The sequence below is a fragment of the Microcoleus sp. S1D4 genome (assembly GCF_036700765.1).
Lineage (GTDB): Bacteria > Cyanobacteriota > Cyanobacteriia > Cyanobacteriales > Microcoleaceae > Microcoleus.
Genome location: NZ_JAUBPP010000009.1, coordinates 112,229 through 133,855, shown reverse-complemented (window position 1 = coordinate 133,855; position 21,627 = coordinate 112,229). Strand labels below are relative to the sequence as shown.

Genomic DNA, 21,627 nt, shown 5'->3' with positions numbered 1-21,627 from the left:
TCTTATTAAATCTATATATATCAAAAGTTAGGGGGATTTAGCCAAGATTTTTGGCTTTACATTGACTATTAACTACGAAATGACTATGATTGCTCCAAAGCCATAGTCAGGATTAAGCTATGAACACTACACAGAAAGCTACCAATGGTAAATACAGAAATCAGACATATCTGACTGTTGTAGAAGCAATTAAGCCAAAGCCAGCAATAACTCTATCAAAGTTGTGGGAAATGTATGTAGTTTATAAAACTCCGACAGTTGCAGTTAGCACTCTTAAAAATGCTTACAGTGCCATAAGTTCTCATGTTAAAAAGCTACCAAAACAATCTCTTGAAGATGCTGTAGAAATAAGAGATTATTTGATTGATAATTTTAATCCCGATACGGCTAAAAAATATTTAAATAATATCACAGCTTGTTGTGATTGGGGTGTTGAGTATGGTCATATTTCTAACAACCCTTTTTTAGGTATGGCCAAGAATATCAAAACACAACCTAAACAATTAGAGGACATAAAACCTTTTTCTAAGGCTGAAAAAGATGCCATCATAAAAGCTTTTGAGACAGATCGCTACTATAGCCATTATGCCTCTTTTGTTAAATTTCTTTTTTTTACAGGATGCAGGACTTCGGAAGCTATAGGGCTAAAATGGAAACATATAGATGCTGACTGCCACCACATCTGTTTTTGTGAATCTTATGTTAGAGGAAATAGAAAAGGTACTAAGACTGGCAAACCAAGGATTTTCCCTTGTAATGCTCAATTACAAAACTTTCTAAAATTAATTAAGCCAGAAAGTGGCGATCCAGAATCTTTAGTATTCCCCAGTCCCGAAGGTAAAGAAATTGACGATCACAATTTCCTAAGCAGAGCTTGGAAGGGATATAAAAACAGGCATGGAAATAAAGTGGATGGGGTTGTAACAAAGTTGGTCAAAGAAGGTCTAGTTAGTGAATATAGGAGCCAGTACCATACTAGGCACACATTCGTTACACAATGTCTAGAAGCTGGCATCAATGTTGTACAAATAGCAAAATGGGTGGGTAATACTCCTGAGATAATTATGAGGCACTATGCGGGAATTACTGCTACCATCGAAGTACCTTTGTTGTAGAAATATCAGCACAAAAGTTTAAATTAAGTAAGTAATATTTATTTACTACTTTTTTTGCTGTTAGAAGTAGATGCAAGACTTACTGAAACAGCATTTAACCTACGCCAAAACGATCGATCGCCCAAAACACCCATTTTCCACTACAAATATACTACAATAAGAATGTAGCTCGTGTCTCCGCAGGAGGTTTCCTCGTGACAAATCCCAATATTTCCCAAAATTTCAACTTAATCATCCCCGCAGGAACCCAAATTGTCACCAAAATTGAAGTCAAAAATCCTGCCAGCGACCAATCTTGGAAACCGGGATTAGTAGGCGTCATCGTTCAATCGCCTACGGACAATTCCCACGCATATTTAGTCAAATTCCCAGACGGAACACAAGTTAGTCTGCGGCGACACGAACTCAGTATCCGCAAGCAGTTTCAGAGCGAAGGATTGCAGTCAGGAGGAGATTTTCTTGCAGAATACAACCTCTATGATTCTGTAATTTACCGCTGCATTGTTGGTTCCAGAGCCTACGGTTTGGATAACGAGCAATCCGATACAGACAGGCGCGGGATTTACCAGCCGCCGGCAATTCTTCATTGGTCGCTTTACGGCATTCCAGAACAATTGGAAAACAAGGAAAATCAAGAATGCTATTGGGAACTGCAAAAGTTTCTGGTTTTGGCACTAAAAGCTAATCCCAATGTGCTAGAATGTTTGTACACGCCTTTAGTAGAAACCGTTTCTCCTGTAGCACAAGAATTGCTAGAAATTCGGGAAATCTTTCTGTCTCAATTAATTTATCAAACTTACAATAGCTACGTTTTGTCTCAATTTAAAAAAATGGAGCAAGACTTGCGGAATACAGGAGAAGTGCGATCGAAGCACGCGATGCACTTGATTCGGTTGTTGCTGTCGGGAATTACGGTGCTGAAGGAAGGGTTTGTGCCGGTGCGGGTGCAGGATTTTCGATCGCAATTGCTATCAATCCGCAATCAAGAAATATCCTGGGATGAGGTGAATCGCTGGCGGTTGAGCTTGCACGCAGAGTTCGATCGCGCTTTTGCAGAAACTTCCTTACCAGAACGTCCTAATTACGAGAAAGCTAATCAGTTTTTGATTGAAGCGCGTAGAGGTGCGATCGGCTAAAAGGGGCGGGTTTACGCGATCGTTAAGTTGAGACATATATGGTTGGTAAAACCCGCCACTACAGCTATTTGCGATTGTTTAACCGGAATTGAAATTAGCATTAATAAAATGTTGGAAAAATGATCGAATATATCTCTAATCTAGCCAAAATTATCTCAGTTCGACCTTACCCATTGCTGTTTGCGACTGTCAGCGGATCGCACTTATACGGTTTTCCTTCGGCAGATTCTGATTTCGACTTGCGGGGAGTACATATCTTGCCGCTACCGAAAGTAATTGGACTGATTTCGGGAGAAGAAACAATCGAGGTTTCGGAAGTTCGGGAGAAAATGGAACTCGATTTAGTCACTCACGATATTAAAAAGTTTCTTGAGTTGCTGTTGAAGCGCAACGGCTACGTATTGGAACAACTGTATTCGCCGCTCATAGTTTATAGTAGCGAGGAACATCAGGAGTTAAAAGAACTCGCCTCGAACTGCATTACCAAGCACCACAGCCACCACTATCTCGGTTTTGCTCAGACTCAATGGAGATTGTTTGAGAAACAAAGCCCGCGTCGGGTTAAGCCGCTGCTGTACGTTTACCGGGTGTTGCTGGCGGGGATTCATTTGATGCAAACGGGGGAAGTTGAGGCGAATTTGGTTAAACTTAACGACAAGTTCCAGTTGTCGTATATTCCCGATTTGATCGATCGCAAACTGGCTGGTGCGGAAAAATCTGTGCTGGAAAATACAGATATTGAATTTTATCAGCAGGAGCGCGATCGGCTAATCAATGTATTAGAAGAGGCAAGTTTGACAAGTCATTTGCCGTCAAATCCTGATGCAAAGGTTGCTCTTAGTGAATTCTTGGTAAAGGTGAGGATGGCATCTGTGAACTAAGCTGTTCCACTTCTAATTACTCGTTTGGTGCGCCGAAGATTGCAGAACCTCCATTCCCAGACAAACTAATACTAAAAAAACCGGGTTTTTTATTGTGATTCAAGACCAGAATGCAGTATTTTTGTCCTTCATCAAACCCGGTTGTAAGTGATTTATCTTGAGATATTTGTGTTGGCTGGTTCGCTGAGGGCGGGTATGCCGATATTTTCATGTTCTGTAACCTGTGTTTGTTTTCCTGGTATGTAAATATTCCAACTTAACCCGCCTAAATATGTCTTGATATACGAAGTCAATGCGTGGATAAATACTACGATGCCCAGCATTTCTAATGACTCTTCAACCGTCACTATTATCTTGTAAGGTATATTATCTTCTCCCGCTACAGAAGCTTGGTATGCTCCTACCAATTCCATCCCTAGCGCTCCTCCAATATAAATAACAGTTGCTGCAACAAACAATTTTCGTGTAGGAACAGGAAGGTGGAACAGAAACTTAATGTAGGATAAGAGAAATATCACTACTAGAATGCCCACCGGCACAACCCAAGTAAAGTAAAGAATTCCTGTGGCATTTAGCATGGTTCGCATCGGTTGTACCAATTTTTCGTGCAATTGACCGGCTTCGTCTATAGATATATATAAAAATATGAATGATAAAGCTTTCCAGTGATTCTTGTAGCGACAACTATCCAAATTTTTTATATAGGCGATCGTACCCAGCAAGAAAGAACAAAACAGCAATGCCAAAGCTGAGTATGCGGTTGGAATGTTTCGCTCGGAATTAACGCTGAATACCTTGACGAAGTAGTTTTCAGACCGGACACCAGGCAAGAAGTACGCGGCCATCTCACTTAAGAAAGATATTACAACCAGACAGGTCACAACTCGAAGCAAAAATTGGGTGATCGTCCCAGGGGTTAGAGAAATTTGGAATTTCATGTTTTCTTAACCGTTTGTTTAATTTTTGATTAAGCATATGTTATCCAAAAAAATCTTTTCTCGGTATATCTACGGGAATAGATGAGCTATCATGGTGAACAATTTATTTTTTTTTACGGTAAAATTGTCGCAGGATTAAGAAATGTAGCAGATATCGATCGCCCTTAATTTTATTTGTGTAAATTAAAACATTATTGATTGAAACGTAAATTAGAGATATCGAAAAATGAAGCTGAAATCTTGACTGCGGTTGAGTAGAGCTCTAAATTCGATCGATCTCTGACAGAGAAACTCGGCTTCAGACAGCCGATCGCCCTAAGTACGGAGAATTTCTGACATCAAAGGCGATCGCCAATCTCAGTAAACACCCTGAGATCGAACAAGAGGCAGAATTAACCGGAGATTAACACTCCTAGACGCATTAAGACCGAAGAAACCGGGTTTTTTACCTGATATTTGTGTCAAAACAGATAATTTTCGTCCATCAAACCCGATTTCCGATCGCCCATGTCTCCAATACTAATTAATTAAGTTCGCAGTCACAAAAGCCAGTCCTTAAAGATCGGGCTGAAGTCCTGAGTGCGAACTTAAATCGTACCTGCGCGGCGTGTACACCCAAACATCTCCTCCATATTTGCGGGGAATAATCCGAGTTTGACTCGAACCAACAATGACTAAAGTTCTCATATCCGCATCTTCCGGCTGGAATTCGCCGAGGGTGCAAACGCGCACGGATTGGCCTGGCCTGCCGAGGTTTCGCCCCAATACAACCGGGGTTTTAGGATCGCGAGTTTGCAACAAAATCTCGATCGCCCTTCCCAATTGCCAAATCCGCTTTGTTGAGATCGGATTGTAAAATGCCATAACTAAATCGGCAGCAGCAGCAGCCGCAATCCGCTGTTCTATGACCTCCCAAGGCTTGAGAATATCTGAAAGCGAAATCACGCAAAAATCGTGTCCGAGGGGTGCTCCGATCGCAGCAGCGGCCGCCTGCATCGCAGAAATCCCCGGTGCTACCCGGATGTCGATGCCTTCCCATTCGGGTTTGGTATCAAAGTCGATCGCCTCAAACACCGCCGCAGCCATCGCAAAAATCCCCGGATCTCCCGACGAAACCACGGCGACAGATTTGCCCGATGCTGCTAAATCTAGGGCAAAACGGGCGCGATCGATCTCTTCGCGGTTGTCGGAATCGTGCCGCTTTTGTCCTTCTCGCAGGGTTCCGGCTAAGTCGAGATAGAACTTGTAACCCACCCAATCGGTGGCTTCGCGCAAAATTTGCTTAACTTCCGGCGACATCCAGGGCGCGCCTCCGGGCCCGGTACCGACGATCGCCAGTTTGCCGCGACTAATGCCGATCGCGCTTGCATCAATCGGTTCTGCAGCCAGGGCGAGCGCGCAATTCAGGGCTAAAGTGCGATCGCATTCGATTAACTGACTGTTTGCACCGGCTGCTGTCAGCGCAATTTGTGCCGCCTGATTTTCGCTGAATTCTATTGAGTTTAATTTGACAAGTTCCGATCGATTGAAAAAACGGACGGGAACTTGAAAATATGCTGAAACTGCTTCTAATGCCGGATTTCCCATCTCATCTTTTAAGGCAAAAAATCCAGCAATTGCAGCGGCCGCTAAATTTGTTTTTGCCAGTAATTCCCGCACGCAAGACAGGGCTATTTCTGGCTGCATATTCGATAGCTGTGTGAGTGCAACTGCCGCAATTTGCGGATGGTAAACCAAACAATCTGGTGTTGGCAAAACTGCTTTTTCGGTGACGCGGATAGTCAATTTTGCGTCGGGGGCGCTCCTCTCCGTTGGCGTAGCCCCCGTAGGGGCGGGCTGCGCTAACGGCAAATTGCTCTCGGAAAGCCAGCTTGCAGCGCCTTCTAGGCGTACTTTCGCCCCGGCGAGCAAATTTGAAATAAAAGTTTTCGCATCGTCTGGATTCGCCAAATAATAGCCTTGGGGAGGACTTAGCAAGGCGGTGCGAAACCGAATATCTCCCGTTGTTGTAATTGCAGGCTGCACGCCTAGGGCGGCTGCAATCTCTCTCGCCAAGTCGTTAACGCCGTGCAAACCGCCCAGCAGCGGTACTACGGCGCTTCCGTCTTCGGCGACGGCTAAAACTGGCGGTTCGGCGCGTTTGTCTGACAGCAGCGGGGCGAGGGTGCGGATGATGATTCCGGCGGCGCAGATGGCGATGATTGGGGTTTGGGTTGCAAATAATTCCCGCAATGTTTCGCCGAAGTTGCTAAAGTTGATGTCTGTGTCGGATGTGCGATCGACTAAACCGTAAATCTGGGAACCTGGGAAGACTGCGGAGATGGTTTGGGCGATCGGCAGGCTGTTTTGACCTAAGATAACTATTGCGGGAGAAACTCGATTCACGGTTTTATATAGGGCTGTGTTTGGACTGGTAGAATTTAATCTCTGCTTGCTTCACGAATACCTATTTTACGGAACCGATGAAAGTCGCGTTACTGAAGCGTGCTAAGGAAGAAAAGAAAGCAGTTTTTTGGGGCTAGAATTTTGAGTGATTCTATGCTATAAATTGTTGTCAAAAAACTGAATCTCAGAAGCGATAAAGCTGCAGAGATACAGAAGAATAGCGTTTTGATTTATTTTTTTAATTATGGGTTGAGAGACTATTGATGTCAAACCTTATGTTCCATAAATAGTTAAAAAGTCGTTTCCTCCCCTAAATTAAAGCGCAAATCAACTGGTTTTAAACCATTTCAGGATTCTTTAAAATACTTTTCAAGGCGTGAAGAAAGATTATTTTCTGGATGCAGCCACAACACATTTTCTGTCATCTGATTATCTGTAAGCTTAGTTAATTGGAGGTGATGTCGCAACCCAGAACGTTTGGTAGAGATATTAAAAGGTTGATAGCCGTAATTTTGCATAATTTCGCAAAGTTCTTTGACACTGAAACCGCCCCTTTCTAGATGTTCCGGTACTACCTCTGTCAGGATTACTGGATGCAGGCGTTGAATTGTGCGATCGAACCCTCGAATTACCAGGGGTTCAAACCCTTCTACGTCAATTTTAATAAAAGTGATGCCTGGTAATTCTTCAGGCAAAATGTCATCTCCGCGATACACGGTTAGTTGATACTGGTTGGAAATTAGCGACTCATATTGTTGAGGGATTTTTGTAAAAGTTCCCATCCCCAACTCTTCATTGACTACAGTTAGTGTTAGTTCGCTTTGTCGTTCGGCAAGACCGCAATTGTGCAGGGTAACTTGCTGCAATTCATTGTTACTCACATTCGCCTGCAATCGCTTAAAAACAAAAGGATTTGGTTCAAAGGAATGTACAGTCCCTGTCGGAGTAACACACCGTGCTGCCATCAGAGTAATCATTCCTAAATTAGCTCCGACATCGATAAAACTATCGCCCGGTTTTACGGCTTCGATCATGAATTTTTGGATATCTAACTCGTAGTAGCGACCTAGAAAATATGTCATTCGTTCGTGCCAAGAGGAAAGATCGAGAGTCATCAAATATTGATGAAACTTGCCGCGTATAGTACGGGTAGGGGCATCTTTCCACAATTCACTTTTATATCCACCTAAGTTTTCAAATAATTTTCCCCATCCCGGCAGTTCCCGGCGCGTGTAGGGCAAAATCATATAAATTAGTTTGGTGCTTTTCATCTTGATATTTCTCCAGGTCAGTGTCAACAATTTGGTCACTAAGACTTGATATTTTTGGCAGTCAGAAACTTCAAAATCTTTGATAGACAAGTTTGATCCAGAGGTTGTCACCCCGTGAACGCAATTATACCTCGAATCGCTAAGCAGTGTCAAAACTTCGAGATGTAAGGATTCAGGTCTGAGATTGGGGAATTAAAGAAGGCTTACCTAACCATACCAATAATGCTTGTAGGTCAATACTCAAATCTTATCCTGGCACTATACCCGGTGAGGCAGACCCAATCACTATGGCTCCACATTCATTATACTGACATTGGGCTCGTTGATATTGCACTACTTCAATTGGTCTATCTACTAAGCACGCTACCCTAGATTTACTATAACCAATAATGTTACTTAATTCTCTGCTACCACAATGCTCACTCTTAGTCAGGAGTGCTGATTTCATATCTATCTCGCGCAAATCTTTTTCGGGTTTTGCCGATATGTCCTGGCTGTCTCTCTGGTTTACGCTTTGGCTAGAGTTCTGACTATTTTGAGTTATCAAAAGCCGCTGTCTCTGATTTCTGTATCAGATTATTTGATGGGATTTTGATGATGTAAAAGCTATTACTTGGCTGTGTCTTTTTGAGTCTTTCGAGTTCTTATTCTAATTTTTAAATAAGCTTATTTTATTTGAAGTAAATTTGAATATTTCTCCCATTTGAACTGCTAAAATATTTTAACTTTCGTGCTAAAAGCTCTGACTTTTGCCTAAATAAGTTACCATATTTATCACCATAAATTAACTATTTTTGCCCAATATACTATGAGAGTTTGTCTGATTGTGGGATTTTTTGTATTTTACAATACCGAGCAATCCCTTGGATAAACTGTGGAGAATGACTTAGAGATCGCTTAAAACTTAATAGTTTTATGAGAAAATTTATGTCGCCGATAACTCAATTGCAACTACCAACCTGATAAACTGGGTCTTATATAGTCAATAGGACTTACCCCTAATCCTCAAAAACCCGGTTTCTTTCCGTATTTCTCGTTACTCAACCCAATATTTTCGCAGAAACCGGGTTTCTTGGCGCAAGTTCGAGTATAAATAACCAACAGACTGTCAATTAATTTCAATTGAGCATGAGAAAATTTTTAGGATTAGTTGTCTTTGGGATGATAATGGCGATCGCCTCTGTAGCTGTGGCCGCTCAACCTTTGTCCGTCGCCTATCCTCCCGCCAACCACAAAACAATAGCCGATCGCATTTTTTTAATCGGTACCGCCCCCCCAACCGGACAAGTATCGGTAAATGGCCAACAAATTCCGCGCAGCGGGGCGGGCCATTTCGCCCCGACAGTTCCCCTGCAATTAGGCGAAAATGTCTTTACCTTGCGTTACGAAAATCAGCAAGTTCAAATTAAGGTGAGGCGGGAGTCAAATCAGCCGGAAGTCCCCGCTGGATTGGCTTTTGCGAAAAATTCCCTGACACCGAAAGTCGATGTGGCGAGTTTGCCGGGGGAATATATTTGCTTTGGGGCGATCGCCCCGGCGAATGCTTTAGTTGCGGTAAAATTGGCTGGCGTTACTATTCCTTTAAAAGCGCGATCGCAAGTCGAACTCCCCGACAACAAATCTGTACTGCTAGGTGAAAATTCCCCGATCGCCAAAAGCAGCATCGAACAGTATCAAGGCTGCGCTATAACTCCCCCAAATCCACCCTTGCTCAAGGGCGAAAATGAGTCTAACTCCTCGCTACCAAAAGCAGAAAAAATTGATTTAGGAGTGCCAGTATTTGAGCTAACAATGAACGATCGAACTATCAGCCAGCAAGGTACCGGCAAGATTTCTCTTCTCTCCCCGGCTGAGTTAGAAATAGCCGAAGTAACAGCAGATCCTGGTGTCGCTAGAACCGGGGCGAGTACAGATTTTTCTCGGATGACACCGCTGCCAAAGGGAACGCGAGCAACAATTATCGGGCGCGAGGGAGAATGGATTCGACTCGATTACGGTGCTTGGATCAAAGCATCAGAAGTGCAAATTGTCAAGGATGCAGTTCCCGCGCGATCGATTATTCGCAGCGCGCGATCGCGTCAAGTTCCAGGCTGGACAGAGGTTTTATTTCCCTTAGAAATACCAGCCCCAGTCACCGTGCAAGAAGGAGAACGCACCTTCACTTTAACACTGTACAATACCACCGCTCAAACTGATATTATTCGCCTCGACGATGACCCAGTAATTTCGAGTTTGGTATGGCAACAAACATCGCCACTGCAAGTACAATATACTTTCAATCTCAAATCTGCCCAGCAGTGGGGCTACAAATTGAGATACGACGGCACAACTTTAGTGTTGTCTTTAAAACATCCTCCTGCGAATACCAGCATGATGCCGAATTCGTCAGCAAAACCGCTGTCGGGAATCAAAATTCTCCTCGATCCGGGACACGGCGGGCCGCAAGATTCCGGGGGTGTGGGGCCCACGGGCTATCGCGAAAAAACAGTAGCTTTAATTGTGTCGAAATTAGTGCGAGAGGAATTGGTAAATCGGGGCGCAAATGTGGTAATGACGCGGGTGGAAGATGTCGATTTGGATTTGCCGCCGAGGGTAGAAATGATTCAAAAAGAAGAACCGGCGATCGCAATTTCGATTCATTACAATGCCTTGCCGGATAACGGCGATGCCATTAATACTAAAGGTGTCGGCGCTTTCTGGTTTCATCCCCAAGCCCACAGTTTGGGAATGTTTCTTCACAATTATTTAGTTGCCAATTTGAACCGTCCGAGCTATGGTGTATTCTGGAACAACCTAGCCATGACTCGTCCTGCAGTTACTCCATCTGTTTTAATGGAATTGGGATTTATGATTAATCCCGAAGAATTTGAATGGATTGTGAATCCGACAGAACAGCAGAAGTTAGCCGAGGCGATCGCCCAAGGCATCACCGAATGGTTTGCTTCGGTAAAATAACACTTAGTAGCAAGGACTGAAGTCCTGCCAACCCAAGGAGCTCAAATAAATGCTAAGTTTTACTCAATCAAAAGCCTTTTTTATTGCAGCCGCAGTTGCAAGTTTAAGTTTCTCACTTTACAGCTTTCCAGTTTTTGGCAGACAGCAAAATCTTTCTTCCCAAAAAGTAGAAGCTTTAAAAAAGCAAACTCAATGCTCTTTTATTACAGGTGAAGGCGGCGCTGTCAACATTCGCAAAGGCCCCGGCGATAAGTACCCGATTGTAGCTAAACTCAAAAGAGGAGACGGAGTTCGGGCCGTCAGCAGACAAGGTGATTGGGTAAAAATTGCTGCAAGATTTTCGGGCAATCCTCCTAATGAAACTTTGACAATCCTTAACGGTTGGGTGAACAATAAATTTATTAATGGCTGTTCCGAAGACCAATTTGAGAGGTGGCGGCAATAGGGAATTTAGCGATTTATGATTAGGTAGAGACGGGTTTTTGAGATTGTCAATTATTGGCAGGTATTATCGATCGTCTGGATAGATTAGCAACCCCAACTGACAATAAGGTAATTTTAACGGCCCGGTATTCAACCCGCACCAGGACTTTCGGCTTCGCCTAGCCTCCTGGTGCGGGTGCAAGCTTGTATAGAACCCATTTGACATCTTTGAGTTTTTGGGTTGGGTGACGAGAAATATAGAGAGAAACTGGTTTCTGAGATTTACGCAAGGGGCGAGAAACCGAGTTTATACGAGTTTTTGGGTGACGAGAAATATAGAGATCAACCCGGTTTCTGAGATTTACGCAGAATAGATATCAAATGGGTTCTATAAAACCTGGTTTAAACTTCCCCGTATTTTTAACCCCCAAGTGTTGGGTTATATTATTGAATAATTGATGACATAATATAGCCTTTCGATCGTAACATGAGGTGCTAGGAGTGGGCATAGGGCATAGGGCATACTTCACCAAGCTTGAGAACCCCTATAATAGTTGGGATATTGCCTGCACTTGCATTGTTTTTTTGAACTGGTATCACTATCATAAATCATGAATTTTAGTCGATCGCTCTCGGTAATTGCCATGCTTTCGATCGCAGGCTGCAATATCCAAACGCCACAAACCAACACACAGCCTACAGAAAGTCGTAGCTTGCGGGGCGGGACGCCATCGCCAATTGCAGCCCCTGTTCCCGCCAAACCAAAGTCTGAAATCAAAGAAGCAACACTAATTGCTGTCGGCGACATTATGATGCACAGTACCCAAACGCGATCGGGCTACGACGCAAAAAATAAAACATACAATTTTGACAGTTTCTTCGCACCAGTTAAAAGCATCCTGTCAACAGGCGATTGGGTGATCGGAAATCTCGAAACACCTTTAGCGGGTGAAGATGCGGGCGGATATACGGGATATCCGCTATTTAACGCACCGGCTCAATTAGCGGATGCGACTAAAAAAGCCGGATTTAATATCTTGACAACCGCCAACAATCATGCTTTAGATCGTGGAGAAAAAGGAGTAATTAGGACGATCGCCAATCTGAGCGATCGCAAAATTGCTTCCACAGGAACAGCCAAATCGAAAGCTACGGGCGATCGCACTTTAATCAGCACCAAAAACAACATTTCACTAGCCATGCTAGCCTACAGCTACGGCACAAACGGCATCCCCATACCCAAAGGCAAAGACTACTTAGTTTCCCTAATCGACGAAAAAAAGATAATCAAAGACATAGCCAAAGCCCGCAAACAAGGAGCAGATATAATCGCAATTTCCCTACATTTTGGCGACGAATATCAGCGACAGCCAAACACCCAACAAAAACAATTAGTTGAAAACCTATTAAAAGCTGGTGCAGACATCATTCTCGGCAGCCATCCCCACGTCGTCCAACCTTACAAAATTTTTAACTTTCCCGGAAAAAATGGCAAAACTCGCAAAGCTGTAGCAATTTATTCAATGGGAAACTTCATTTCCGGTCAGAATAAAAAATATACAGACTTAGGCGTAATTTTGCAAGTAAATATTCGCAAAACCTTTCCCGAAAAGACCACAGAAATCACCAGCATCAAAACCTTTCCGACTTGGGTACACCGCTATACTTTGAACAATAAAACGAACTATCGAGTTTTGCCCTTAGAAACAACTGTCAGCCAGAAAAAAGATGCACTGCTAGCAACTTCACAGTATCCTGTTTTATCAAAATATTTGCAGGATATGAACAATCATCTTAACTCTTTGAATAGTCCGAAAAAATCCAAATAATTTGGCATTGAGAATTGGGAATTGGGCCTTAGTTATTGGAATTGGAGGCCTAGCCTAGAGATTTGTATTCCCAGGCAGTGCTCATTGCTAAGGTAACAGCTTAAGCTAGGAAAGCAATCATGTATCCAACGGAAGAGGGTGTAGTGGAGTAGAGCGACTTTTCTTTTTGTGATTATATTCTTCCGATACGCCAAGATAATCAGATGGTTGATATCTGCCGAATATCTCAGCGAAAATGTTAGGCAATTTTCGATAAGGAGAAACACCCAGATCTTTAAGCAAGATGTCAATATATTGTTGGAAGCGAGTGTTGGTTCCACAGGATAGCGAAGGTTCAAATTGAATATTTGCGCGTTTCCACTGGCGGATATATTCAATACTTTTTTCCATATTCTCGCTGGAAGGTAACTCAAGTTCACCCCGCAAGTAAGCACACAGCCATTGTGTGGCGATCTCGACTGCTGGCACGTGCATATATCCATGATTGAACCCGGCAAAGGCAATGCCAGTAATGCGAGGATGAAGCAAGTGGCGATATAACTGCACGCCATCTGGTTCGATTTCCAACATTTTTCGATATTTATCAGGCAAAAATGGAAAAATCGGCGTTTGCGAACCCAAAGATAGAACGACTAAATCGCATGGAATCTCGCAACCATTTTTCAATTTTACTGCTTCTGGCGAAAAACCAGATAATTCTGCACGGTGAGGCGAGATTTTTCCTTCTGCAATAAACGGATAGTAATTTTCAGGCGCAACTGCTGTGGCTGAACGTAAATCAGGCAATAGTTTGTGGTCTGGTTGTACAACTTTGATTCGACCCTGGGCGGCTTGGCTTTTTCCAGAAACATTTCGCTGAACTTGAAAGCGGAAGATGGATGCAATCAAATCCCAAAAAGCTGAAACAATGAAGCCAAGGCGATTGTGCAGGAAACGTTCAATGGCGGTTGGATGTGCCCAACTTGTCATCATCACTGTTCCAAAGCGGCTGAATAATGCGTAGGTAAAATGTACGCCCAAAATCCATTCGGGGATAAGCCAGCGCGGTGTACGAAATACATGATTTACTTGCGCGCCTTGTTTTGCCGCGAAAGTCGCCATATCCAAGGCGCTTTTTCCGAAGCCAACGATTACAACTCGTTGATTATCGAATACATCAAGCGTGTGGACATCCCGTTCAGTGATGATTTTCCCAGCGAAATCTTCCATACCTGGAAATTCAGGTTGATACTTTCCTTCTGTATATTGCCCAACTGAGATAACGACGTATCCAAATAATTCTTCGTGAACGCCCTCCTGATTTTTATATCTTAATAGCCAGCCATCTTCTGTTTCTTTTAGTTCGATAACTTCGTGATTTAACCGCACATCAAGCTTTAGATGGTTGACCGCTTGTTCCAAATAATTCAGGATTTGTTCTCCGGTGGGATGTAAATCAGGGGTGAATGGCCAGGGAAAATCAGATAAATGATACTGTTCCCTGATATTTTGCAGGTGTACGTTTGGGTATGCAAGTGCCCATACTCCGCCCATCTTTTCGGATTTCTCGAAAACAACTACTTGGAAGCCATTTTTTTTGAGAATATTGGCTGTCGTAATGCCTGATATTCCCGCGCCAATAATGGCAATTGGCATACCGTTTTTGTATTGCATATATTTGAGTCTCCTGATTCGGTAGGGTTATGAGAGTAATTATCCTGACGGAGTGACAAAAAACCGGACAGCCTTGCACTCAGAATAGTTTAAATCGATCGCTCTCAAAAAGACAGAGGCGTTTTCACCCCGTCATATCCGCGACCTTAACCCCAACTGCTGATAGTAGCTTAGTTGGTTATAGACGCTTGGGGGAGAGGAATCCTTGCAGTCTGGCTGCTACAACCTGAGTTGAGGCGACCTGGCACATTCCGATCGCCCTAAGGATGTAACTAATAACTAATAACTAATAACTGCTTAATTAACCAAGCGATCGCCCCTTCAACATCAGCCGCCTGCTCAACATCGGGAATCTGCGGCCGCTGCACCATCACCACCGGAAGTCCCAGTTCCCTAGCGGCAGCAATTTTAGCATAAGTAGCACCGCCCCCGCTGTTTTTACTAACAATTGTATCAATCTGATATTCTAACAGCAACTGCCGTTCGTCTTCCAATGTAAAAGGCCCCCTTGCTAATAACAATTTACCGTTAGGAACAGGAGTATTTAGTGCAGGAGGATCGATCGCCCGCATCAAAAACCAAATAGCATCCAAACCAGCAAACTCCGCCAATTCCTGCCTACCAATGGTGAGAAATACCCGCTGAGACTGCCCTGATAAAGCCCTTGCAGCCTCCGAGTGGCTGCCAACTTCAATCCAGCGATCGCCCTCCACCATCTCCCAAGCTGGACGCACCAGCATCAAATGAGGCACATTACACTCAGCAGCAGCGATCGCAGCATTAGCAGAAATCTGAGCCGCAAACGGATGAGTCGCATCAATCAACAAGTCGATCGGGCTACAATCCAAAAACGCCGCCAGCCCAGCCGCCCCACCAAAACCCCCAATTCGCACCGTACCCGTTTTTGGAGTAAAAGGCTGTTGAGTGCGTCCTGCTAGCGAAGAAACCACCTCAAGATCGGCGATTTGAGAGGCTCTGGCAGCCAGTTTAGTCGCATCCCCCGTTCCGCCCAAAATTAGCAATCGTTTTTTCATTAAATTATCCTTAGCCACTACACAAACTGGCGGTTAAAACCGCAACTACACAACCAAAGTCCGCCTGCGCCAACTCAAGAAAATCCAGGCTTTTAGAACCTGCGGAGGCAGGTTTTGTGTGTGTAGCTGCGACTTAAGTCGCCGAGACTTTTCTCAAGAAAATCCAGGGTTTCAGAACCTGCGGAGGCAGGTTTTGTGTGTGTAGCTGCGACTTAAGTCGCCGAGACTTTTCCAACATCCCCTAACCAACGCCCGCAATTTCGGTTAATAATATGTTTAGTAAAGTTTCAACTAACAAAAATGATTCGCTCACTTTTCACATTCTTTACAGTATTAATTGTAACCGGGTTAGTTTGGTTGGGAAACATCGCGCCCGCCGCCGCACAAGAACAACCCACAGACATTGCAGCTTCCCAGCAGGAATTAGCAGAACTCATTCAAAAAGCTTTTGAAGCTACCAACGAAGGCAAATTTCCCGCCGCAGAAACTTTCTGGACTCAAATCATCGAAAAATTCCCCTCACAAGCAGCCGCTTGGAGCAACCGAGGCAATTCTAGAGTCAGCCAAAACAAACTGCAACCAGCAATTGCTGACTACGAAAAGGCGATCGAACTAGCTCCCGAAGCCCCCGATCCCTACCTCAACCGCGGCATCGCCCTAGAAGGTTTAGGACGTTGGGAAGAAGCGATCGCCGACTACAATCACGTACTAGAATTAGACCCCAAAGATCCAGCCGCCTACAACAACCGAGGTAACGCCGAAGCAGGTTTAGGAGAATGGGAACCAGCAATTTCAGACTACAACAAAGCCTTTGAACTAGCCCCCGAATACGCCTTTGCTCGCGCCAACCACGCCCTAGCACTGTATCAAAACGGGCAAACCAAAGAAGCAATTCGCAACATGAAAAACATCGTCCGCAGATACCCTCAATTTGCAGACATGAGAGCCGCCCTCAGCGCCTGTCTTTGGGAAGCAGGAAATCGCGGCGAAGCTGAGAGCAATTGGGTAGCCGCAATCGGCCTCGATTCCCGCTACAAAGACCTCGATTGGGTTGCAAAAACCCGCCGCTGGCCGCCAGTTGTAGTCAGCGCCCTAGACAAATTCTTGAACTTAAAATAATCTTAAAGGGAAAGTTATCAGTTGTTAGTTGGCAGTGGGCAGTAGGCAGTTGTTAGTTGGCAGTTGGCTGTTGGCAGTTGTCATGCCAAATCCGGGTTGGCGATCGCCTTTATGAAACAGCCGGCGCAGGCCGACATCGTTTGTGTAGACGCGGTTTCAACCGCCGCATCATCAAGGGGTATGTTACTTTCCTAACAACTAACAGCTAATAACTAACAACCAACCAATAACCAATAACCAATAACCAATAACTAACAACTAACAACCAATAACTAACAACCAATAACTAACAACTAACAACTAACAACCAATAACTAACAACTAACAACTAACAACTAACAACTGACTAATTCTCGAATCCGGGCCGCCGTCAACTCCTCCACATTCCGCAAAACCGCTGCAGCACCTGCTTTTTTCAGCGCTGCACTATAAGCCTCACAGCGCACAGAATCATCCAAAACATGAGGTGGCAAAATTCCCATACCAAGCCAAACCCGATTTGGTTGCAATTCCCGCGCCTTCACCACCGTGTAAATATCGGCAACAGTATCTCCCGCATAAACCACCGGCAAATTCTTTGCTAAACCGTGCAGGTTTTCCAACTGTTCAATTGCTGCGAAAAGTCCAGCCGGATCTGGTTTTCCCGGTGCATCTTCCATCGCCACCAACACAGGGGAATTTAAACTCAGTTTCCCTGTCAAAACATAAGCAGCTTCAGCTCGCATCGCGCCGCTAAAAAAACCCCAAGCAACACCGCCAAGCGTTAAATTTTCCAGGTAAGCCGGACTTAACAGCAGCGGTTCGTCGCAAATGTAACCAGTCCAATTTTGCTCATCGGGCCCGCGATAGCGACTTTGGAAAAAAGCCACTAATTCGTCATAGTTGAGAGTGAGTTGATTTCTCGATCGCCCGATCGCCTCAAAATAACGGCAAACTAACTCAAAAGACGCTTCCCAGTCATTATTCCACACTCCCTCAGACTTCAGAGAGTCGATATCCAGAGAATTTGGGCGAAAAGCACCAGCCGTGAAGTGTTCCACCGCATCCGCGATCGCCCGCCTGTAGGAACCGGACACATCCCGCACCACACCGTCAATATCCAAAACTAAAATAACTCTGTTCACAACTTAATTATCCTGGTAACTGGGGCGAGTTTTGCACAAATTTGATTGATTTAGGGCCCAGAAGGGGCGCGAAACCCAGCCGCGCGACAAAAATTTTAATCACCGATCACTCATTATCGAACAGAATGTGCTACGCTTAGCGATTGTAGAAATTTTTAACAAATTCTATCAAAACCCTGGAGGTTTGCTTGTCCAAGTTCATCTTAAAAGTTCTCTGGCTAGAAGAGAATGTTGCCCTCGCCGTTGACCAAGTTGTCGGCAAAGGAACTAGCCCGCTGACATCCTACTTTTTTTGGCCGCGCAAAGATGCGTGGGAAGACCTCAAAAACGAACTCGAAGCCAAACACTGGATTGCTGACAACGATCGCGTCGAAATCCTCAACCAAGCCACAGAAGTAATCAACTACTGGCAAGAAGAAGGCAGACGGCGCCCGATGACAGAAGCTCAATCGAAGTTCCCCGAAGTAACTTTTACCGGCAGCAACTAAGCCCAGCTTTTAGTTCCTACCCATATACATTGGCTGTTATGGCTGATGGGATAGAGTACAGAGGCGGAGAAGGCCAAAAGACTTGAATCTTTGCTTTTTCCACCTCGCCGGCCAACATACAATTTAAATGCGCCACAGTCGATCGAGATCCTAACTCCCATTTTTAGAGACACTCGGGTTTAGGGCTTAGTCGATTTGAGATTTGAAATTTGAGACTTATCCAAAATAAAGCTCTCAAATCGGATTTTTTACAATCTAAAAATCCTCAGCTACCAAACAAAATAAATCAAAAATCTGCTTTTTTATAGTCTCAAATTGTTGTATGATTAGCTCTCAAAAAAATTGTTAAAAACCAATAACTAATAACAAATAACTAATAACAAATAACTAATAACTAATAACAAATAACTAATAACTTCTTCCCGGAACCTATGGGCGCCCAAAGCACGATCGACCAAACCGAACAACTACCGCTGGTAACAAATCCCGACATTCTCCAGCAAGCCATCCTCTACAAAATTAACACTCGCGCCACCGCACGCGGAGAATTAGTTTTTCCCTGCCTGCCGGGAATGCTAAACCACTATCTCCAATCAATCGAAAAACTATTTACCACCCTCGACAGACCCCTGCCAGAAGACCGCAGGGAGGAACTCAAAAAGCTTTTAGCCACTAAATTAGAACAAGGCTACCGCACCTCAACAGCATCGATGCTGATCCTGCAATACGAATCAGTGCAGCCGCCGCAAACAGGCTTGGCCTGCAAAGTGATTGTTACTACCTCAACAGTTGGAGAACAGTATAAAACCTGGGTAGACACCAGAGAACCTCCCCTGTTCGGTTCTCATCCAGATGCAAAATTGATGGCAACGGCTGCTAAATTGGGAAATCCCGATCGCATCCGCATATTAGACGTGGGGGCAGGTACCGGACGCAACACCTTACCCCTAGCCAGATTGGGCTATGCTGTAGATGCGATCGAACTCACCCCAAGTTTTGCAGAACAACTCAAAGCAGCAGCAACAGCCGAAAACCTTCCCGTCACAGTAACCGAAGGCGACGTGCTCGACCCCTTAATGCGGATGAAACCAGCGGGCTACCAACTCGCAGTTGCCGCCGAAGTCATCTCGCATTTTAGAGACAGCGATCAAGTACGGCTTTTCCTAGCCAAAATGTGCGATTTCCTCTCTCCCGGAGGCCTGTTGCTGTTCAGCACATTTTTAACCGTCGGCGACTACCAGCCCGATGCCCTCGTGCGACAAGTTGCCCAACTTTCCTGGTCTACTTTATTCACGCCCGGTGAGCTCACCGCGGCAATGGAAGGGTTGCCCTTAGTCCCAATATCGAACGAGTTGGTGTGGGAGTACGAACGCCACCACCTACCAGAAACAGCCTGGCCGCCCACGCCCTGGTTTCCCAGTTGGGCAACAGGTAGAGATGTTTTCCCGATGGCAAACGCCCGTCCGCCAATGGAATTGCGCTGGATTTTGTGCCGCCGCAGTTAGTTATTTGTCAGTTGTCAGTTGTCAGTTGTCATTAGGAGTAATTTTTTTAATCAATCCCATCGTTTCGATGCGGCAACAGCAATCGAAACCTTTGACCGCAGCTTCTGCCTCGGAAGTCAGGAGGCAGGGGACTGGAGGCAGGAGGATTTTTCCTTCATCCCTTCCCCCTAAGTCGTTACAAGCCTGTCCTTTAAAGGGGATCAGAAATGGGGAGGGGTCTGAATCCTTTTCCAATTTCCGACCTCCTGCCTCCTGCCTTTCAACTCCTGCCTCCTTCTTTGAAGCTAACAGTCGCATCAATTTTTTTATTCCCAAATCATCAAGCCGGCTCGCGGTCAAATGTTGCAGCCGATATACAAAAATTTACAAAAATATATATTAAGATGTAAACATAGCGAAGTTCGATCGCCCCGTGCGAGAAAAACTCGGTTTCCTAGCAGATCCTAGTGTTAGCAAACCTGTGATTTCTTGCGAAAAATTCGATCGCCATCTGGAATCCGTGCAACTACAGTCAAGACCGGAAAAACCTACTCCTCCCGATAGATGACATTTTAGGGGAGTAGAGGTGGCAAATAAAATAACTCGCTAACCGGCGAAACTCCCGAGAAAAAATATGCTTTTAACACGTCCACTACAAGCATTTCGAGCAATCTTCAGGCACAAACCTTCAACAAAAAGCTCGATCGACCAAAAAAGCAGTAAAAATTATTTAGACGGGAATATTTCTCCCGCTCCAAACCAAGAAAAAGACTGCTACATCCCACTAGAAATGCTGATGAGTAACGCAAAAACCAACTGCACCGATGAAGAAATTACCGCTTGGCTGCGCGGATTGCTGACAATTGCTTGGGCCGACGGCAACTTTGACGAAAACGAGCAAAAAATGATTGCGAACCTAACTCAGGATGAATTACATCCAGTATCTACTGAGACAGATTTTGAACCGATTGCCGCAGAGGAACTAGCTGCTGTGTTAGGGAAAGGCACTGCCAACGGGGAGAATTTTTTGAGAACAGCAGTCATGGTAGCCTTAGCAGACGGTACGTACTCGCTGAGCGAAGATGAGGTACTGTACAAGTTTTGCACAGCTTTGGGTCACAACATCGAGGCGATCGAATCTCTGCGACACACCATCGCAGACAGCAAATGCGACCCCCAAGGGCCAAACAGCCAAATAGCCTTTGATTCAAACTCCGTCCCCGCCGGCACACCCCTTTCATCTCCCCTACGCAAACCACACCACAAAAACGTCCTGCAACCGGTTAAAGATTGGCTGGACTGCTGGGAAATTCACGATCCCAAAGTGGCACATTTTGTCTGCAAAATGATTCCGCCACAATGTCCGTTTGAGCGAGATGTTGTATTGTTCGGGCGCAAAATCGTCCACATTCCGGCGATGTGCAAGATTAACCCGCTTTACGAACAGTTGGTGGGGATGCGCTTTCGAGCTCTCTGCTATTTAGCAGATGATTGTCAGGAAGATGTATCGTCATATTGTTAGCAGTCATTAGTCATTAGTCATTGGTTATTGGTCATTGGTTATTGGTCATTAGTCATTGGTCATTAGTCATTTAGACATTGCGAAATCTAGGATTAATGAATGTAACGATTAACCAATGACTGCTAATTAGTCCGGGACGCAAAAAGCCGAGTTTTTCTGGAAAAAAGAATCGTTATAGCCAGCCGCCCCAGTAGAAAAACTCGGTTTATTCAATTTTTGTGGGTAAGTCCTGCTAATAGCAAATTTGTTGTTAAAATTATATTTTTCCAG

16 protein-coding genes are annotated in these 21,627 nt (G+C 44.6%); 10 read left to right on the top strand and 6 right to left on the bottom strand.

All coding sequences use genetic code 11. The annotated features are described in order from the left end of the window. The first annotated feature begins 119 nt into the window (after positions 1-119). The 3 genes from QT998_RS11915 (at position 120) to QT998_RS11905 (ending at position 3,132) form a co-directional block, all read left to right on the top strand. A complete protein-coding gene (locus QT998_RS11915; protein ID WP_333091504.1) occupies positions 120-1,115 on the top strand; it encodes a site-specific integrase in 996 nt (331 codons plus the stop codon). A 194-nt stretch (positions 1,116-1,309) separates the two neighbouring features. Further along, positions 1,310-2,251: a nucleotidyltransferase domain-containing protein gene (locus tag QT998_RS11910; RefSeq protein ID WP_333116961.1), complete on the top strand. Its 942-nt coding sequence runs from the start codon at positions 1,310-1,312 to the stop codon at positions 2,249-2,251. Between the two features lie 119 nt (positions 2,252-2,370). Next, positions 2,371-3,132 carry a nucleotidyltransferase domain-containing protein gene (locus QT998_RS11905; RefSeq protein ID WP_333116963.1) on the top strand — a complete coding sequence of 254 codons (762 nt, stop codon included), beginning with the start codon at positions 2,371-2,373 and terminating at the stop codon, positions 3,130-3,132. Positions 3,133-3,284: 152 nt separating this feature from the next. On the opposite strand, the gene QT998_RS11900 is transcribed toward QT998_RS11905, so the two are convergent. The 3 genes from QT998_RS11900 to QT998_RS11890 all read right to left on the bottom strand — a co-directional run bounded on the left by QT998_RS11900 (position 3,285) and on the right by QT998_RS11890 (position 7,726). Further along, a complete protein-coding gene (locus QT998_RS11900; protein WP_333116965.1) occupies positions 3,285-3,977 on the bottom strand; it encodes a hypothetical protein in 693 nt (230 codons plus the stop codon). 648 nt (positions 3,978-4,625) lie between these two features. Then, positions 4,626-6,455, bottom strand: coding sequence for a precorrin-3B C(17)-methyltransferase (gene cobJ, locus QT998_RS11895; RefSeq protein ID WP_333116966.1), 1,830 nt, complete (start codon positions 6,453-6,455; stop codon positions 4,626-4,628). A 347-nt stretch (positions 6,456-6,802) separates the two neighbouring features. Then, entirely contained in the window at positions 6,803-7,726 is a 924-nt protein-coding gene (locus QT998_RS11890; protein WP_333091493.1) for an FkbM family methyltransferase, read from the bottom strand. A 1,128-nt stretch (positions 7,727-8,854) separates the two neighbouring features. On the opposite strand from QT998_RS11890, the gene QT998_RS11885 reads away from it, so the two are divergent. The 3 genes from QT998_RS11885 (at position 8,855) to QT998_RS11875 (ending at position 12,933) form a co-directional block, all read left to right on the top strand. After that, a complete protein-coding gene (locus QT998_RS11885) occupies positions 8,855-10,681 on the top strand; it encodes an N-acetylmuramoyl-L-alanine amidase (RefSeq protein ID WP_333116970.1) in 1,827 nt (608 codons plus the stop codon). A gap of 49 nt (positions 10,682-10,730) precedes the next feature. After that, positions 10,731-11,126, top strand: a complete 396-nt coding sequence (locus QT998_RS11880; RefSeq protein WP_333116972.1) for an SH3 domain-containing protein — start codon at positions 10,731-10,733, stop codon at positions 11,124-11,126. 589 nt (positions 11,127-11,715) lie between these two features. Further along, positions 11,716-12,933, top strand: a complete 1,218-nt coding sequence (locus QT998_RS11875) for a CapA family protein (RefSeq protein WP_333091489.1) — start codon at positions 11,716-11,718, stop codon at positions 12,931-12,933. 117 nt (positions 12,934-13,050) lie between these two features. Here QT998_RS11875 and QT998_RS11870 read toward each other — a convergent pair whose 3' ends face one another. Both QT998_RS11870 and QT998_RS11865 read right to left on the bottom strand, forming a co-directional pair. Next, on the bottom strand, positions 13,051-14,586 hold the full coding sequence (locus QT998_RS11870; RefSeq protein ID WP_333116975.1) for a flavin-containing monooxygenase: 1,536 nt from the start codon (positions 14,584-14,586) through the stop codon (positions 13,051-13,053). Between the two features lie 272 nt (positions 14,587-14,858). Continuing rightward, positions 14,859-15,620: a cobalt-precorrin-6A reductase gene (locus QT998_RS11865; RefSeq protein ID WP_333116977.1), complete on the bottom strand. Its 762-nt coding sequence runs from the start codon at positions 15,618-15,620 to the stop codon at positions 14,859-14,861. Between the two features lie 300 nt (positions 15,621-15,920). Here QT998_RS11865 and QT998_RS11860 point away from each other — a divergent pair, with 300 nt between their 5' ends. After that, positions 15,921-16,739 (top strand): tetratricopeptide repeat protein, encoded by an 819-nt coding sequence (locus tag QT998_RS11860; protein ID WP_333091485.1) that lies wholly within the window; start codon positions 15,921-15,923, stop codon positions 16,737-16,739. A 335-nt stretch (positions 16,740-17,074) separates the two neighbouring features. On the opposite strand, the gene QT998_RS11855 is transcribed toward QT998_RS11860, so the two are convergent. Continuing rightward, positions 17,075-17,863: a TIGR01548 family HAD-type hydrolase gene (locus QT998_RS11855; protein WP_333091484.1), complete on the bottom strand. Its 789-nt coding sequence runs from the start codon at positions 17,861-17,863 to the stop codon at positions 17,075-17,077. A 176-nt stretch (positions 17,864-18,039) separates the two neighbouring features. Between QT998_RS11855 and QT998_RS11850 the strand changes: the two genes are divergently transcribed. The 3 genes from QT998_RS11850 to QT998_RS11840 all read left to right on the top strand — a co-directional run bounded on the left by QT998_RS11850 (position 18,040) and on the right by QT998_RS11840 (position 21,357). Beyond that, a complete protein-coding gene (locus QT998_RS11850; RefSeq protein ID WP_228042653.1) occupies positions 18,040-18,351 on the top strand; it encodes a 30S ribosomal protein PSRP-3 in 312 nt (103 codons plus the stop codon). Positions 18,352-18,782: 431 nt separating this feature from the next. Further along, positions 18,783-19,856, top strand: a complete 1,074-nt coding sequence (locus QT998_RS11845) for a class I SAM-dependent methyltransferase (RefSeq protein ID WP_333091481.1) — start codon at positions 18,783-18,785, stop codon at positions 19,854-19,856. A gap of 613 nt (positions 19,857-20,469) precedes the next feature. Beyond that, positions 20,470-21,357 (top strand): Mo-dependent nitrogenase C-terminal domain-containing protein, encoded by an 888-nt coding sequence (locus tag QT998_RS11840; protein WP_333116981.1) that lies wholly within the window; start codon positions 20,470-20,472, stop codon positions 21,355-21,357. Positions 21,358-21,627: the final 270 nt, after the last annotated feature.